Here is a 14,456-nt window from a genome sequence, read left to right as displayed (position 1 = left end):
GTTACGTTGTCCCCATGGCAGTCACAGCAGACAAACAGGTCGACATCGAGGCCGATGCGGCAGCAGTACTCGAAGTGCTCGCAGATGTCGAAGGAATACCGTCGTGGTCACCCGTCCACAAAAAGGTGGAGGTCGTCGACCGATTCGACGACGGAAAGCCCCATCACGTGAAGATGGAGGTCTCGATCCTCGGAATCAACGACGAGCAGACCGTCGAGTACACATGGTCGGACAACAAGGTGATCTGGGCTCTCGTCGAGAGCACCCAGCAGAAGGCTCAGCACGGTGAGTACACACTCACCCCGACGGCCAAAGGCACGCACGTGAAATTCTCGCTGACCGTCGACCCGAAGATCCCGATCCCGGGGTTCCTCGTGAAGAAGGGCACCAAGACAATTCTCGAGGCCGCAACCGAAGGACTACGACAGCAGGTCCTCGGCTAGTCACTCCACTCACCATCCGTGTCATTCCGCTTCGCTACACTCCTGCCGACCTGGATGCGAGAACAGCCTCGTAGAGCTCCCTCTTACTGACGCCGCCGACAGCCAGCTGCGCGCATGCATCCTTCAACCGCATGCCCGACGCCACGAGCTGTTCGACGTCGTCGATGAGATCTTCCGGTTCCGATGCCACCGCTACGGCACCGGCAAGAACGACGGTGATCTCGCCGCGCACGCCGTCTTCGGCCCACGCGGCGAGTTCCCCGAGGGTTCCACGCTTCACCTCTTCGTATGTCTTGGTGAGCTCCCTGCAGACCGCGGCCCGCCGATCGGGACCGAGAACTGCGACGGCGTCGGCGAGGCACGCAGCGAGGCGGTGGGGGGCTTCGAAGAAGACGCATGCGCGCGACTCGGACTTCAGCGACTCGAAGAACTTGCTTCGCTGGCCCTGTTTGCGCGGCGGGAACCCGTCGAAGCAGAAACGCTCGACGGGCAGGCCGGACAACGCCAGCGCCGTCGTCACCGCCGACGGGCCGGGCAGACACGTCACCGGGAGGTCGGCGTCGACGCATGCAGCGACAAGACGGTATCCAGGATCACTGACCGACGGCATGCCCGCATCCGTGACCAGTAGGACCGACTTGCCGTCTCGGACGGCGTCGACCAGACCTGGAAGGCGCGCCGTCTCGACCTGGTCGTAGAAGCTGACCACCTTTCCGGTGATCGTCACCCCGAGTCCCGACGCCAGGTGTTTGGTCCGGCGGGTGTCTTCAGCTGCGACGACATCAGCTGTGGCCAGCGCGTCGCGTAGTCGCTGGGACGCGTCACCCACGTCGCCCATCGGGGTAGCGGCAAGGATCAGCATCCTCCCAGTCTCTCGCACTTCCCACCGCCCCCTACGATCGGTACGTGGCCTTGTTGACCGAGCGGTTCGTCGTCAGTCCCGGCCCGAGCGCACCCGCGGCCGACTTCTATCGCGACACCGACCGTCGACGGGGTTGGATCGTGACGCTCGTCATCACGGCGATCGCGGCGATCACCCGGTTCTCGATGCTGCGCTACCCGACCGATGCGGGCACTCCGGTGTTCGACGAGAAGCACTACGCCCCGCAGGCTTGGCAGGTATGGACCGGAAGCGGGATCGAGGACAACCCCGGCTACGGTCTGGTCGTCCATCCACCGGTCGGCAAGCAGCTCATCGCGGTCGGCGAAGCAATCTTCGGCTACAACGGGTGGGGCTGGCGTTTTTCCGCTGCGCTTGCCGGAACCATGCTGGTGCTGATCGTGATTCGCATCGTCAGGCGCTTGGCCAGATCGACGCTCGTCGGGGCCATCGCGGGAATCCTGTTGATCGCCGACGGAGTCACGTTCGTCTCCTCGCGGATCGGGATGCTCGACATCTTCCTCGCGTTCTTCGTCACCGCCGCACTCGGTTGCCTCGTGGTCGACCGCGACGACGTCCGACGACGCATGGCAACGGTCCGCAGCGAAGGCCGAATGCACGCAAGTCGATTCGGACCTCGAATGGGCGTGCGCTGGTGGCGGTTCGGTGCCGGAATACTGCTCGGCCTCGCCTGCGGAACCAAGTGGTCCGGCCTCTACTTCATCGCGTTCTTCGGACTGCTCTCCGTCGCCTTCGACGTCGCGGCCCGTCGCGCGAACGGCGTCCAGCGTCCCTGGATCGGCACAGCCGTCCGGGACATCGGCCCCGCGCTCTACGCGCTCGTCGTCATCCCCGTCATCGTCTACCTGTGCACGTACGCAGGGTGGTTCGCAAGCGAGACCAGCGTCGACCGCCACGCCGTCGGCAATCAGATCGGCACCGACGGACCGTTCTCGTTCGTGCCGGGGGCGTTGCGATCGCTCTGGTACTACAGCGGCAACGTTCTCACCTTCCACGAGGGTCTCACCAACTCGGCAGGCAACATTCACCCATGGGAGTCGAAGCCGTGGAGTTGGCCGATGGGCCTGCGGCCGATGCTCTACTACTTCGCCGAGGGTGACACCGTTCAGGGCTGCTCGACGACCTCGTGTGTCAAGGCGATCATGCTCATCGGAACACCGGCGATGTGGTGGCTCGCAGTCCCCATGCTGCTGTGGTCGCTGTGGATGATGCTCGTGCGTAGAGACTGGCGATTCGCGGTGGTTCTGACCGGCTACGGCGCGGCCTACCTCCCCTGGTTCGCGACGCTCGACCGGCAGATGTACTACTTCTACGCCGTCGCGCTAGCGCCGTTCATGGTCATGGGATTCGCGCTCGTTCTCGGCCAGATCATCGGCCGAGCCCGAGCGTCGGCCGAACGTAGAGGCACCGGCTTGATGCTCGTATGCCTCTACCTCGGCCTCGTGATCGCGAACTTCATCTGGCTGTGGCCGATTCTGACGGGCATGCCGATCACGCCTGAGATGTGGCAGCGGCAGCTGTGGCTACCCAGCTGGCGCTAGCGTGCTACGCGCGCGCCTTCACAAAACTGGTCTTGCCACCGAACACGCCGTCGAGGCTGAATCGTCCCGCGCCGGTTGCGGCGAGGAGAAGTGCGCCGACGCCCAGTGCGACAACCAGTTCGTAGCCGCCTTCGGAGACGAACACGCCCAGGTCGTAGTGCACGAACAAGAATGCGCCGAGCATGTTCAGAAACAGCAGGATGCCGACGATCGGGGTGAAGATGCCCAGAACGAGAGCCACGCCGCCTACCAGTTCGACGAACGTTGCGAAGTAGGCGGATATCGCCGGAAGCGGGACGCCCATTCCTTCGAAGCCTGCCTTGGTGGCGTCGATTCCGTTGGTGTTCAGCTTCTGCCAGCCATGGGCGATGAATACGATCCCGAGGCCGACACGGGCCACAAGGGTTGCGATGTCGCGGAAGATGGACGAGTTCATGTAAGGATCCTTCGGGCACGGCAACAGGACGGCACAACCCTGACACAGTTCGGTTGAAGCGTCAACCTAACTGCGCAAGGCCGTCTCCAGCAAGGCCCGGGCCTTGTCGTCCGTGAGCCCGAGCGAGCGGAGCTCTGCTACGTACGCCATCGCGGCACGGGCGGCGTTGTCCTCGGTGGGATCGCCGCCCGAGGCGATGAACGTGCCGAGCCGTCCACGAGCTTCGATGACACCCTGCGCTTCGAGTTCCTTGTACGCCTTTGCCACTGTGTGCGGGGCAATACCCAGCTCCTCCGCCAGCCCTCGGACGGTCGGAATCTTCGTTTCCGCGATCAACTCGCCGCTGCGAACCTGGTCGAGTATTCCAACACGTACCTGCTCGAACAAAGGAACCTTCGATGCTGCATCGATGTGAACACGCATCCGCAGTGTCTATCAGACGCCGGCGACAGCGTCCTCGATACTCGCCTTGCCTGACGTCAACATCAACGTCTTCCCAACCGCCGAGGGCGTCTCGATCAACGCAGCGATCACTGCAGCGACGTCGGCGCGAGGCACCGTTCCCCGATCGAGGGGAGGCGCGGACAGCGTGACCCGTCCCGTCGGTTCGTCGTCGGTCAGACCACCAGGGCGCAGAATCGTCCACTCGAGCGCGGTCCGGCCCTTCAGGTCCTCCTCCGCTGCAGTCTTGGCCGATATGTACGCCTTCCAGGTGCCCTCGGCGTCGTCGTCGACAGCCTCACCGGCGCCGAACGAGCTGATCTGAACGAACCTCGTCACACCCGCCTTTTCCGCAGCGTCGGCCAACAGCACCGAAGCTGCGCGGTCGACGGTGTCCTTCCGTTCGATTCCGCCGGAAGGACCTGCCCCTGCGGCGAAGACGGCCGCATCGGCGTCGTGCAGAAGCGCCGCGACGTCGTCCACCGACGCGCTCTCCAGATCCACGACCTCCGGCAACGCACCCAGGGCGGTAACGGCGTTGGTGTGCTCCGGATTTCGAATCAACGCAACGGCGCGGTCACCCTGCGCAGTCAGTATCTGAATCAGGTGCTGGGCAATTTTTCCGTGCCCTCCGGCAATCACTACTCGTCGATCAGTCATTGCTTTCGCCTACCCGACACACTCGGTTCACAAACAATGGCACTATCTACGACCATGACTTCCACTGCGACGATTTATCACAACCCTCGGTGCAACACTTCCCGAACTGTGCTGAAAATGATTCAGGAAGCCGGGATCGAGCCCACGGTCGTCAAGTATCTCGAGACGCCCCCCAGCAAGGACGGACTTCGAAAACTGCTCGACGACGCGGGTATGACTGCGTCGCAGGCTATTCGAAAGAGGGAAGCCGTATACAAGGAGCTTGGCCTGAAAGACGCTACCGAGGACGAATTGATCGCAGCAATGGTCGACAATCCGATCCTCATCGAGCGGCCGATCGTGGTGACGGACAAGGGGACCGTTCTCGCGAGGCCCGCGGACAAGGTACGCGAGGTCCTCTGACATCCCCGTGCGCGCGGTCACCATCACGATCGCACAGGCTCCATCGCCGCACTGTCCCTGGCAACCGGACACGACATGCACCTGGGGCCACCTCGGCCAGAGCCGAGTTCCGATCCGCTGATCCGCAACACCTCTATTCCCGACGCCTCGAGCCGTGCGTTCGTCTCGACGTTGCGCTCATAGGCGACGACGACGCCCGGGGCGAGTGCGAGAGTGTTGTTGCCGTCGTCCCATTGCTCGCGTTCTGCGGTGACAGTGTCGAGACCCGTGTCGATGACGCGGAGCTTGCCGATGCCCATCGCGTCCGCGGCGGCTTCGAGGAACGGGTCGGCGCCGCGGATGGTGACCCCGGCATCACCCTTGTGGATAGTGAACGCGGACAACGTATCCTGAATCGCCGGATACATCACGACCGCATCGACGTCGACCATCGTGCACACGGTGTCCAGGTGCATCGACGCCCGCTCCTGCGCGATGGGAACGACCAGCACAGTGTGTGCAAGTCCATCCTCGAACAGGCTGCGAGCCAGAGCTTCCGCTCCTGCGGGCGTCGTACGCTCACCGACACCGACCGCCACGACCCCGGGGGCGAGCAACAGCACATCCCCGCCCTCGACCGGCGCCGTGCGCGATTCGTATGCACGTCGAACTCCGAGAAAACGCGGATGAAACGCGTAGATCAGATCCGTCAACGTCGTCTCTCGCAGTCTCGCCGGCAATGCCAGCGACGTGATCGCCACCCGGTTGCCGATCCAGAACGAGGAGTCGCGGGTGAACAGCAGGTTCGGCAAGGGGTCGATGACGAAGTCGCCTCCGTGATGCATGCGCCGAACCAGGGACGCACCAGGCAGTTCCGGCTCGCCGGACTCCGCAGCGAGGAGCTCGTCGAAGGTCATACCGGCCATCAATATCGATGCCAACTGCGGCGCGGGCACACCGCGCAGGTGGGCAGCCAGATCACGGGCCAGGGCACGGCCGAGGCGTCGCTCGTTCACGGCCGCGGAGATACCCTGCATGCGCGCCGCACCGCTGACCGTCATCGCCTCGGTAAGCAGATCGGCCAGCAGAAGCACCTCGACGCCGCGGCTGCGCAGGAGTTCGGCGAACGCGTCGTGCTCCTGCTGCGCTCGGTCGACCCACGGCACCCCGTCGAACAGCAGTTGGTCGTTGTTGCGCGGCGTGAGGCGCCTCAGCTCGTCACCAGGTCGGTGCAGCATCACCGTACGCAGGGTTCCGACCTCCGAGTCGGCGCCAAGTTCCGCAGTCATCGCTCAACCGTATGCGCTCAGAGCCCGGTGCGCGCGTGGTTGCTGCAGGCCGTAGCCCTTCACTCGCCGGGCCAAGCTGAAGTAATGTCGAGCTATGCCGATGCCCGACTGGAAAGTCCGCGAACTCACTCCCGCGCAGCTTTCCGAACGCAGCGGAGTTGCCGTGTCCGCTTTGCACTTTTACGAGAAGCAGGGCCTCATCACGAGCAGACGCACGTCCGGGAACCAACGTCGGTATCACCGTGACACGCTGCGGCGAGTCGCGTTCATTCGCATCTCGCAGAAAGTCGGCATACCTCTTGCCCGGATCCGCGACGCCTTGGCCGACTTGCCGGAGGAACGAACCCCGACGAAACGCGACTGGGCCAAACTGTCGCAGCACTGGCACACCGACCTCGACCATCGCATTGCCCAACTGGTCCGCCTGCGCGACGACCTGACCGGGTGCATCGGCTGTGGATGCCTGTCACTGTCCAGCTGCGCACTGGCCAATCCGGGAGACGAACTCGCCGGGGCAGGCCCGGGCGCTCGCAGACTGGACGTCGATCTATGACGGCTTCTTCAACAGCCTGCTGAACTGGTCGTTGGCTTTCTGCAGGACGAACTCGTACGGCGGGGCGAACTTTCGTGCCCACCAGTACGCGAACCGAATGTCGTTGGACGAATACACGAGGTAGCGATTCTTCTGTATTCCGACAATGATGGCGTCGGCGACGGTCTCGGGTTCGACAGCGCGCTGCTCGAAACGATGCTGCAACTTCTGCACTCGCGGATCGTCGCGGTCGACGCCCGCGATTTCCAGGGTGTTCACCAAACCCGTCTTCACGCCCCCCGGTACGACGAGGCTGACACCGATGCCGTGCCGCTTCAGGTCGTAGCGCAGCACTTCCGATGCGCCACGAAGGCCGTATTTGCTCGCGCTGTACGCCGCATGCCAGGGCAGCGGAATCAGACCCGCCGCAGAGGACACGTTGACGAGATGGCCACCGCGACCGGCTTTCACCATCGGGGGCAGGAAATTCTCGATCACGTGGATCGGTCCCATGAGATTGACGTCGATCATCGACTTCCAGTGTCGATGCTCGAGATTCTCGACGGTTCCCCACGCAGAGATTCCGGCGACATTCATGACGATGTCGAGACTGTCGACCGATTCGTGTACCTCGGTGGCGAATGCAGTGACGGCGTCGTAGTCGGACACATCGAAGGCAGCGGACTTCACCACCGCCGAACCTGCAGCCGCGACGGTCTCTTTCAGACCCACTTCGTTGATATCCGTCAAATACAGCTCGGCGCCTTCTCGTGCAGCAGCGAGGGCGGTTGCGCGTCCGATACCGCTCCCGGCGCCGGTGATGAACGTCCTCTTCCCCCGAAGGTCCTTGATTGCCATCTCGCGCCGTTCTCCCCCACAGTCGAAGAAACTTCCGTTTCTCGCACTTTACGCGCCGGTCGAGTTGTCGCTGGTGGTCCGGCCGGAGCACACTGTATCGATGGCGATCGTCTCGAAAGGGTTCACCGGCAAGCGCCGAGGCAACGAGTCCCGCACTCCGCCCGGCCAATATCTGACGGACGACTTCCCAGTGCTGTCTGCAGGTCCTACTCCCCAGGTGCACACCGAGCGATGGCAATTCAGCATCGTCACGGAAATGGGCGACAAGCGTCAGTGGAATTGGAACGAGATGCTCGCGCTCCCTGCAGAGAAGCCGACCGTCGACATCCATTGCGTCACCAAGTGGTCCAAGCTGGATACGACTTGGCGCGGCGTCTCACTCGACACGTTGCTGAGTGACGTCGACACGACAGCCACGCACGTGATGGCCCACGGTTTCGACGGGTACACCACCAATCTGCCTCTCGACGAACTTCGTCAGGGAAAAGCCTGGCTGGCATACGAATTCGACGGAAAGCCACTGCACCCCGAGCACGGCGGACCTGCCAGGTTGCTGGTTCCGAACCTGTACTTCTGGAAATCGGCCAAGTGGGTGGAAAAACTCACCCTCCTGGTCCGTGACGAGCCGGGATTCTGGGAGAGAAACGGCTATCACGACTATGGCGATCCTTGGCAAGAACAGAGGTATCAGGGAGATTGAAGTGGCGTGTTGCGACCCTCACCGACAAACGAGCGGAAACATCGACTGCGACGACGCTGACCTTCGAGGTGGACGAGTGGCCCGGTCACAAGCCCGGACAACACGTCGACCTTCGTCTGACGGCCGAGGACGGCTACAGCGCGCAGCGTAGCTACTCGATGGCAACTCCGGCGGACGGAAACAAAGTCGTCCTGACGATTCAGACCGTGAACGACGGTGAAGTGTCGCCCTACCTCACAGAGATGCTCGAAGTGGGCGATCGGATCGAACTTCGCGGACCGATCGGTGGCTGGTTCGTATGGGATGCCTCCAATCCCGCACCCGTACTTCTACTCGCAGGCGGATCGGGCATCGTGCCGTTGATGGCCATGGTTCGCGCCCGAGTACGCGGTGAGCGCCGAACTCCGTTCCGGCTCATCTATTCGATACGTTCATCCGAGGAGCTGATGTACGGTTCCGAGCTGAGAATGCTCCCCGGTGGGATCGATGTCAGCTACCGCTACACACGTCGGGCCCCCGACGGCTACCGAGGACGGGTAGGCAGGCTCACTCCACGAGATCTCGTCGAGGACGGGTGGCCGGCCGACTTCGCACCGGCGTGTTTCGTGTGTGGGCCGACCGGCTTCGTCGAGGCAGCCGCGGACATGCTGGTCGCCGACGGGCATCTGCCGCCGCGCATCAAGACCGAACGGTTCGGACCGACCGGTACCGCCTGATCTAGTGTCTCCGCGACATTTCGTCGCGATAGTCCGCAACCGTGCGCTCGATCCGTGTGGCGTCGTCGTCGTCGCCCCGACGGCGCGCGTCGTCTGCTCGACTCTGCAGAGTCTTGATCGCCTTGCGGAGCTCGGCGTCGGACATCCTGTGCTCTGTAGCAATGTGGTTCATATCACACAGTGTCCGCTCGGGGCCGAGACTCCGCAAGCCTGGACTCAGACGTGTACGGACTCTCCGACGAGATCGGCAGACGGAACGAAGCTGGAAAGGCTGCGAGCCGCGAATTCGCGGAAGTAACCGAGTTTGCTCGGAGGTACCAGCGACGGCAGGACGGTGTTCCACACCTTTTCCATGCGTGCCGGTGCACTGTCGAGGGTGGATTGCGCCTCGGAGACCATCAAGACTCCGGCGAGCATCTCGCAGACGAGCAGCGCAGCGTTTCCCGAATCCAAATGGTCGGCGACGTCACCGTGCTCGATCGCACGATCGAAGAGATGCTCGAAGATGTTGCCCCAAGTCCCGAACACGCTTCCGCGCGCAGTCTCGGAGCCGTCGATCTCCATCTGCAGGCGGTACATCACCCGCACGAGCGGGTCGGATGCTGCTAGTTCGAGCACCGAGTACGAGATGCCGATGACCGATTCGAGGGCCGGCGACCTACTGTCGACCAGGCCTGCGCAGGCGGTGGACACTCGCTCGTGACCCTCGTCGACGATCGCTCGCGCCAGCTCCTCCTTGGAGGCGAAGTGGAAGTACAGCGCGCCTTTGGTGACGCCGGACTGCGCGGAGACCTGACTCAGCGTTGCATTCGCATGCCCTACCTCGAGAAAAAGATCTGCAGCCGCGCGCAGTGCAGCTGCACGTGTAGCTTCTGCTCGCAATTGTCTAACCATGAACGATCACCCCTGACCAGTTGCCTACGATGACTCCGACGCCGCCTTAGCTCCAGACCGCAAAAGGCCTGTTTGAATCCGTTTTCTCGAATTCACGAACCCCGCCGACGGTCCGGTACGCAGGATAATACTAACCACAAACGTATCTAAATTGTGATTTTCGAGTGACAACTAGGTGACACGTTGCCCGATTAGATAACGATCGAAATATAAAGTTCCACTTCGCCGGAATTTGTAACGACTTCGATGTCCTCTTTATAAGCGCGGAACAGTTCACCATTCGAGGTGGCGTCGTCGACCTGCGTCCATACGTCTTCGACGGGATCTCTGATCAGTCCGTCGGGGACGAATACGGCGTATACCCCGCTCGGAACCTGCACGAAAACGTCTCCGACAGGAACCTCGCTCGGCGACACGTACGGCATCGCTACCACTGCGTTGTAGTCACCTGCAGAGTCCGGCACGAACACAGTCGTGACGTCCACCTCACGGCCGGGGTGACGGTCTCGGATTCGTTCGCGAAGAAACCTGAAGAGCTCACTGGTGCTCGCGTCGGCTCCTGGCACTATGCGGGGCGCCACAAGGCCACCGAACAATTCCGCGCTTCTCGCGGTCACCCGATGCGTCATGCCGCCGGCCCTGCATGCTCGATCGACAGATACAGATCGATCTTGTAGGCATGCGGGTAGCACTCGTAGTCCGCGGTGAATGTTCGAGTGATCTCACGCTGTTCCTCGGCGTGGTCGATCTGCTGCCACAACCGCACCATGACGTCCGGAAAGTGGCCGACCGCCGAAAACCTTGCGTAGCGAGCGCGCGGAACCCGTGCGATCAAGTGCCCCCGTGCGACCTGGGCCAACGTAGAACACTGGTAGCCGACGATCTGTGTGTTGTACGACCCGATACCCGGCGCGAAGTCCGTGTAGATCGAGGCCAGTGGACCGCCGATGTCCTGCTTGAGGACGGACGACCACGCCAAATCGAGTGCCGGATCGTTCAGCCGGCCCAGCGCCCGCTTGGGGCTGCGGACAGGAAGACCAGCAACCCACGTCTCATCGAGGTCGACAATCTCGAAACCCATACACAACTCCACAACCTCAGGGCCGCGACACGAATGTCCGCGGCCGGGGTGACGCTTCCCCAGTAGACGTCGACCATCAACTCTGACTCAGCAACTGCTCGGCAAGCCTACCGGTCGGCTGCGGCCCCGGCGCGCACACCCAGGGGTGATCCCGAAGTCGCGAAGAGAGTAGGGCGCGTGGTGACGCGAACACTACGGTCGCGGCTCTGCCCCCAAGGGCTACTGCACTATGCACCTTTGCTAAACCGGCAAATAGTTTGCAACACGCGCGTAAAACAATTCACCCGGATGGTAAATCACTGTTTATTCCGGATCGGCAACTGCTCGAAAAGCAAACAGAACGTAGCTTGAACAGAACCGATTTGTTGAATAGGCGATCGCTGATAGCTGCGATCAATTGACTGTCGGAATTGCGAGGAACCGAAATACCGCGAAACGGCGTACGTCTGGATCGGATTCCGCGAACCAAGTGTGGTGGAGCTGAGGGGAATCGAACCCCTGACCTTCTCGATGCGAACGAGACGCGCTACCAACTGCGCCACAGCCCCTTCTTGCGGCCCTGCTGCAACCGCTGCGCAACCCTATCAAAAGATGCGCGACGCCTGGGACGTCAGGCCCCCGATGCTCGTCGGATGTCCTCGCTCACCGGAGCCTGCTGCTGGAACGGCTCGTCGTAGTGGTCGAGGTGATCGAACTCCGGGTCCTCGTCGTCGATTTCGAGCACGACGGCGCCTGGACGGCGCAGGCGCTGTGGGACGAGCTTCAGTTCGTCGTCGGTGCGCGATTCGACACCGAGTCGCGAGCGACCCATCCGAGTCATGCGGCGACGCCGGATCTCCTCCTCGATCTGCACCTGACGACGGAGGTAGTACAGATATGCAGCCATGGCCACCACGGACAGACCGCAGACCCACCACAGCAGCCCGGTTACGATGACCGCGAGAGCAGCCGACGTGATGGCAGCGAACACGAGTCCGAGTACGGCTCGCTGACGGAACGAGTAGCGAGCTGCACGCGCGATGGCGTCGGCCTCGGGGTCGAAACCTCCGCGGCCGCGACGGTTCGGAACGTAGTCCCGCTCGCGTTCGTCGTCCTCGTCCCTCGAATCGGTGTCGATCTCGGTGCTTGCGTGAGTGTCCATCGGGTCCTCCGCGTCGGTGCTCGGTGCTGTGCGGCCGAATACGACGCGGGCGGGTGCCGATACACGCTCGTCGTACTCGGGGCGCCAATCTGGGTCGCTCGCATGTCCGGCGGCAGGACCGCGTGCGGTTCTCTTGGACCCACCGCGGTGTAGAACGCGGGTGGCCAGGGCTACATCGGAGGTCTGCATGATGCGCGGACGCTTGCTCATCATCATCGGAAGCAGAACGAACAGCCAGATGACAACCAGACCGATCCAAATGATCGAGTTGGGCATCGTTCGCGCTCTCCTTCGACAACAACAGGCTGGTTACATCGGTGACGTGATCAGGCTATGCGGAAGCTTCGGTCGAACCGCGTAGACGCGCCGACCCGAATTACACACACGTCACTTTAGTCACACGAGTCTCGAGAAGGACGAGAGATGTGGGCGTCAGGCCCAGGCAGCCCGGCCCGTTCGCACCAGCCGGTCGGCGACCGATCCCTGCACTTCGCCCGACGTCATCGCGACGAGGACGTGATCACGCCACCGACCGTCGACATCGAGATAGTTCTTCAGCAGGCCCTCTTCTCGGAAACCGACATTGCGCAGCACGGCCTTGCTGGGGAGGTTCTCGGGCCGAACCGTCGCTTCGACGCGGTGAAGACCGACGCCTCCGAAGCAGTGGTCGAGCCCGAGCGCCAAGGCTGCCGTCGCAACACCTCGTCCGTTGACCTCCTTGGCGACCCAGTAACCGATCCATGCGGACCGCAACGCACCCCGGACGATGTTGCCGACGGTGAGCTGACCGCAGAAGTGCCCGTCGAGTTCGATTGCCATCGGCAGCATGTGGCCTTTGCGCGCCTCGGACTTCAGCCCTGACAGGAGAGCCGGCCATGCGGAGATGTGATGGCGTGCCGCCCAGGAACCTTCACCGGTGGGTTCCCACGGTTCGAGGTGTGCACGATCGGCGAGCCTGATGCGGCTCCACGCCGCCCCATCACGTAGCCGGACAGGACGAACGGTCACGTTGCCCGCAGCAACGGTCAGAGGTCCCAGTTTCGCTGGCCAACCAGGGTGGCTCGACCACGTGCTCGGCATCTGTCGACATTAGCGCCTCCGGCGCAGTGGCACGAAAAAGCGTCTTCTGGTGCACTCAACCGTGCCACTGGGCCGAAGGCCCGCCAGCCGCGTGCCGCCTCAGCCCCGCTGCGCGAGGAACGAGACATCCACTTCTTCACCGGTTCGGATCTCGGTGACATCCGGATCGATGACGACCAGGCAGTTGGCCTCTGCCAGCGTGGCGAGCAGGTGCGAGGAAGATCCAGGCGCTCCGCCGAGAGCTTGGACGAGATACTCCCCCGTCTCCTCGTCGCGCATCAGCTGACCGCGAAGAAACCCTTTGCGGTCTTCGATCGAGGTGATGGGCGCGACGGTTCGCGCGGTCACGGTTCGGCGCATGGGCTGTCGGCGCCCGAGCGCGATACGGATCAACGGACGAACCATGACTTCGAACACGACGAGCGCGCTGACCGGGTTGGCCGGCAGAAGGAACGTGGGTACTTCGTCTCGGCCGAGCTGACCGAACCCCTGAACCGAACCGGGGTGCATGGCGACGCGCTCGACTTCCAGTTCGCCGAGGTCCGAGAGTGCTTCGCGCACACTGTCGGATGCCCCGCCGCCGACCGCGCCTGCGATGACGACAATCTCGGAACGGATCAGCTGCCCCTCGACGACCTCGCGCAGACGCTTGGGATCGGTGCTGACAATTCCCACACGGTTGACGTCGGCGCCTGCATCGCGAGCTGCCGCGGCAAGCGAATAGGAGTTGACGTCGTAGACCTGCCCTGGACCGGGAGTGCGGTCGGTGTCGACCAGTTCTCCGCCGACGGAGATGACTGACAACCGTGGGCGCGGATGCACCAGCACCTTGTCGCGTCCGACCGCCGCCAACAGACCCACCTGCGCGGCTCCGATGATCGTTCCCGCGCGCACGGCGACATCACCAGGTTGGACGTCGTCACCGATCTTGCGGACGTAGTCGCCCGACCGGACGGGACGGTGAACCTTGACACGGGCACGCCCGCCGTCGGTGCGCTCGAGCGGTAGGACAGCGTCGGCGAGGGTCGGCAGCGGCGCGCCGGTGTCGACCCGAACGGCCTGCCTCGGCTGCAACCGAATGGGTTGACGCGAACCTGCGCTGACTTCGCCGACGACTGGCAAGGTCAACTCGATACGCTCGTCGTCCTCGTTCCGCAGATCCGAGCCCGCGTCGACCACATCGACACTGCGTACCGCATAGCCGTCGATCGCCGCCTGGTCGAAACCGGGCAGGGGGCGTTCGGTGACGACTTCCTCGGCGCACAGCAAACCCTGCGCTTCCGAGATCGCGACCCGAACAGGCCGTGGGGCGACTGCAGCCGCAGTCACCCTGCTCTGCTGATCCTCAACCGAGCGCATCTG

Annotated in this window: 19 protein-coding genes and 1 tRNA gene; 6 read left to right on the top strand and 14 right to left on the bottom strand. The window is 63.1% G+C overall.

What is annotated here, in order from left to right; genetic code table 11:
- Nucleotides 1–14 precede the first annotated feature (14 nt).
- Nucleotides 15–443, top strand: coding sequence for an SRPBCC family protein (locus tag WDS16_RS01840; RefSeq protein WP_338890065.1), 429 nt, complete (start codon nt 15–17; stop codon nt 441–443).
- Nucleotides 444–477: 34 nt separating this feature from the next.
- Here WDS16_RS01840 and rsmI read toward each other — a convergent pair whose 3' ends face one another.
- A complete protein-coding gene (gene rsmI / locus WDS16_RS01835) occupies nt 478–1,305 on the bottom strand; it encodes a 16S rRNA (cytidine(1402)-2'-O)-methyltransferase (RefSeq protein WP_338890064.1) in 828 nt (275 codons plus the stop codon).
- 44 nt (nt 1,306–1,349) lie between these two features.
- Here rsmI and WDS16_RS01830 point away from each other — a divergent pair, with 44 nt between their 5' ends.
- Entirely contained in the window at nt 1,350–2,885 is a 1,536-nt protein-coding gene (locus tag WDS16_RS01830; RefSeq protein WP_338890063.1) for a dolichyl-phosphate-mannose--protein mannosyltransferase, read from the top strand.
- Between the two features lie 4 nt (nt 2,886–2,889).
- On the opposite strand, the gene WDS16_RS01825 is transcribed toward WDS16_RS01830, so the two are convergent.
- The 3 genes from WDS16_RS01825 to WDS16_RS01815 all read right to left on the bottom strand — a co-directional run bounded on the left by WDS16_RS01825 (nt 2,890) and on the right by WDS16_RS01815 (nt 4,422).
- Entirely contained in the window at nt 2,890–3,321 is a 432-nt protein-coding gene (locus WDS16_RS01825; RefSeq protein ID WP_338890061.1) for a DoxX family protein, read from the bottom strand.
- 66 nt (nt 3,322–3,387) lie between these two features.
- Nucleotides 3,388–3,744 carry a GntR family transcriptional regulator gene (locus WDS16_RS01820; RefSeq protein WP_338890060.1) on the bottom strand — a complete coding sequence of 119 codons (357 nt, stop codon included), beginning with the start codon at nt 3,742–3,744 and terminating at the stop codon, nt 3,388–3,390.
- 12 nt (nt 3,745–3,756) lie between these two features.
- Nucleotides 3,757–4,422: an NAD(P)H-binding protein gene (locus WDS16_RS01815; RefSeq protein ID WP_338890058.1), complete on the bottom strand. Its 666-nt coding sequence runs from the start codon at nt 4,420–4,422 to the stop codon at nt 3,757–3,759.
- 54 nt (nt 4,423–4,476) lie between these two features.
- Between WDS16_RS01815 and arsC the strand changes: the two genes are divergently transcribed.
- A complete protein-coding gene (gene arsC / locus WDS16_RS01810; protein ID WP_338890057.1) occupies nt 4,477–4,824 on the top strand; it encodes an arsenate reductase (glutaredoxin) in 348 nt (115 codons plus the stop codon).
- Nucleotides 4,825–4,847: 23 nt separating this feature from the next.
- Here arsC and arcA read toward each other — a convergent pair whose 3' ends face one another.
- A complete protein-coding gene (gene arcA, locus WDS16_RS01805; RefSeq protein WP_338890056.1) occupies nt 4,848–6,092 on the bottom strand; it encodes an arginine deiminase in 1,245 nt (414 codons plus the stop codon).
- A gap of 94 nt (nt 6,093–6,186) precedes the next feature.
- On the opposite strand from arcA, the gene soxR reads away from it, so the two are divergent.
- Nucleotides 6,187–6,645, top strand: a complete 459-nt coding sequence (gene soxR / locus WDS16_RS01800) for a redox-sensitive transcriptional activator SoxR (RefSeq protein WP_338890055.1) — start codon at nt 6,187–6,189, stop codon at nt 6,643–6,645.
- Here the strand turns inward: soxR and WDS16_RS01795 are convergent.
- Complete coding sequence (locus WDS16_RS01795; RefSeq protein ID WP_338890053.1) at nt 6,640–7,482, bottom strand: SDR family oxidoreductase; 843 nt, start codon at nt 7,480–7,482, stop codon at nt 6,640–6,642. The two genes, soxR and WDS16_RS01795, sit on opposite strands and share 6 nt — an antisense overlap.
- A 100-nt stretch (nt 7,483–7,582) precedes the next feature.
- Here WDS16_RS01795 and WDS16_RS01790 point away from each other — a divergent pair, with 100 nt between their 5' ends.
- On the top strand, nt 7,583–8,182 hold the full coding sequence (locus WDS16_RS01790; RefSeq protein WP_338890052.1) for a sulfite oxidase-like oxidoreductase: 600 nt from the start codon (nt 7,583–7,585) through the stop codon (nt 8,180–8,182).
- The gene (locus tag WDS16_RS01785; protein WP_422395743.1) at nt 8,152–8,898 is read left to right on the top strand and encodes a ferredoxin reductase; all 747 of its coding nucleotides are present in this window, start codon (nt 8,152–8,154) and stop codon (nt 8,896–8,898) included. The genes WDS16_RS01790 and WDS16_RS01785 overlap by 31 nt, the downstream gene beginning before the upstream one ends.
- 1 nt (nt 8,899) lies before the next feature.
- On the opposite strand, the gene WDS16_RS01780 is transcribed toward WDS16_RS01785, so the two are convergent.
- From WDS16_RS01780 to glp, 8 genes are all read right to left on the bottom strand, one after another.
- Nucleotides 8,900–9,070, bottom strand: a complete 171-nt coding sequence (locus WDS16_RS01780) for a hypothetical protein (protein WP_338890051.1) — start codon at nt 9,068–9,070, stop codon at nt 8,900–8,902.
- 44 nt (nt 9,071–9,114) lie between these two features.
- Nucleotides 9,115–9,780: a ScbR family autoregulator-binding transcription factor gene (locus tag WDS16_RS01775; RefSeq protein ID WP_338890050.1), complete on the bottom strand. Its 666-nt coding sequence runs from the start codon at nt 9,778–9,780 to the stop codon at nt 9,115–9,117.
- Between the two features lie 203 nt (nt 9,781–9,983).
- Nucleotides 9,984–10,421, bottom strand: a complete 438-nt coding sequence (locus WDS16_RS01770) for an effector binding domain-containing protein (protein WP_338890048.1) — start codon at nt 10,419–10,421, stop codon at nt 9,984–9,986.
- Nucleotides 10,418–10,873 (bottom strand): effector binding domain-containing protein, encoded by a 456-nt coding sequence (locus tag WDS16_RS01765; RefSeq protein ID WP_338890047.1) that lies wholly within the window; start codon nt 10,871–10,873, stop codon nt 10,418–10,420. The genes WDS16_RS01770 and WDS16_RS01765 overlap by 4 nt, the downstream gene beginning before the upstream one ends.
- 472 nt (nt 10,874–11,345) lie before the next feature.
- Nucleotides 11,346–11,421 (bottom strand) — tRNA-Ala (locus WDS16_RS01760).
- Nucleotides 11,422–11,483: 62 nt separating this feature from the next.
- Complete coding sequence (gene glpR / locus WDS16_RS01755) at nt 11,484–12,290, bottom strand: gephyrin-like molybdotransferase receptor GlpR (protein ID WP_338890046.1); 807 nt, start codon at nt 12,288–12,290, stop codon at nt 11,484–11,486.
- 156 nt (nt 12,291–12,446) lie between these two features.
- The gene (locus tag WDS16_RS01750; RefSeq protein WP_338890045.1) at nt 12,447–13,094 is read right to left on the bottom strand and encodes a GNAT family protein; all 648 of its coding nucleotides are present in this window, start codon (nt 13,092–13,094) and stop codon (nt 12,447–12,449) included.
- 99 nt (nt 13,095–13,193) lie between these two features.
- On the bottom strand, nt 13,194–14,453 hold the full coding sequence (gene glp / locus WDS16_RS01745) for a gephyrin-like molybdotransferase Glp (protein WP_338890044.1): 1,260 nt from the start codon (nt 14,451–14,453) through the stop codon (nt 13,194–13,196).
- Between the last annotated feature and the right edge of the window lie 3 nt (nt 14,454–14,456).

The sequence above is a fragment of the Rhodococcus sovatensis genome (genome assembly GCF_037327425.1).
Lineage (GTDB): Bacteria > Actinomycetota > Actinomycetes > Mycobacteriales > Mycobacteriaceae > Rhodococcoides > Rhodococcoides sovatense.
The sequence above is the reverse complement of the archived record's forward strand: the minus strand, read 5'-3'. Positions and strand labels throughout refer to the sequence as shown.